Below are 922 nucleotides of genomic sequence, written 5' to 3'. Positions count from 1 at the left end.
GGGCTGGAAAAAATATGCACTTCATCGGTTCTTGTCATGGCGGCGAGCCGGTGCCCCACGCGGGCCGCCTGCTGGCGTCCCAGTTCCGTTAAAGGCGAATCGACCTGGCCCTGCCAGCGCTGGACGGCGTTAAATTCGGTTTGGCCATGACGGACCAGATAAATACTCATGAGATTTCCTGTCGAGAGCGTCAAAGAGATCAAGGGAATAGGCATTGTGCCTTGTGGGGTAGGGGGCGTGTCGGTGTATTTTGCCAGACAATGTGAAAAAACAAAAAACACACTTGCCATTCTTTTCCCTGCACCTTAAAGGAGCGCATACCGAATTGGCCAAGCGATTTTCGCGGTCGGTTCTGGTTTGAAGGGGTATAGCTCAGCTGGTAGAGCGGCGGTCTCCAAAACCGCAGGTCGGGGGTTCGAGCCCCTCTGCCCCTGCCACTTTCCATTCGCAAGCGCGGATCCTCGCTGCATGGCAGATGGGTGCCGGATTTCCGGCGAATTTCGCCGAATGTCGATTTCCTCTTGTTAAAAAGGGAATCGGCGTTTATGTAAGGTCAAAACAGACACGCGGTGCGTGGGGCTGATCAGTATCGGCTTTACGCGCCGTAATTGTGTGGGCAGTCAATGGCATCCAAAACCAATCCGTTTACGTTTCTGCAGCAGGTTCGCGCCGAAGCGTCAAAGATCACTTGGCCGTCGCGCCGCGAGACCATGATTTCGACGGCAATGGTGCTGGTGATGGTCATTTTTGCGGCTCTGTTCTTTTTTGCTGCTGACCAGCTCATCGGCTGGCTGCTCAGCCTCGTGCTGAACGTCGGTCGGTAACGAATTGAAACGGAGAATAAAAAATGTCGTATAACTTCGTATAATGTATGCTATACGAAGTTATTACGCGGCCACATCGGCCTTGCGCACAAGGGGTG

At 53.6% G+C, this 922-nt stretch carries 2 protein-coding genes and 1 tRNA gene; 2 read left to right on the top strand and 1 reads right to left on the bottom strand.

Annotation, left to right across the window (positions count from 1 at the left end):
• A partial coding sequence (locus AGR13A_RS09550; RefSeq protein WP_139786064.1) for a histidine phosphatase family protein occupies nucleotides 1-170 on the bottom strand: 170 nt, incomplete at its 3' end.
• Nucleotides 171-361: 191 nt separating this feature from the next.
• Between AGR13A_RS09550 and AGR13A_RS09545 the strand changes: the two genes are divergently transcribed.
• Both AGR13A_RS09545 and secE read left to right on the top strand, forming a co-directional pair.
• Nucleotides 362-437: transfer RNA gene (locus AGR13A_RS09545), tRNA-Trp, on the top strand.
• 186 nt (nucleotides 438-623) lie between these two features.
• Entirely contained in the window at nucleotides 624-824 is a 201-nt protein-coding gene (gene secE, locus AGR13A_RS09540) for a preprotein translocase subunit SecE (RefSeq protein ID WP_003523719.1), read from the top strand.
• Nucleotides 825-922 lie beyond the last annotated feature (98 nt).

This window comes from Agrobacterium genomosp. 13 str. CFBP 6927 (assembly GCA_900012615.1).
Taxonomy (GTDB): Bacteria; Pseudomonadota; Alphaproteobacteria; order Rhizobiales; family Rhizobiaceae; genus Agrobacterium.
This window is presented reverse-complemented; position numbering and strand designations above follow the sequence as displayed.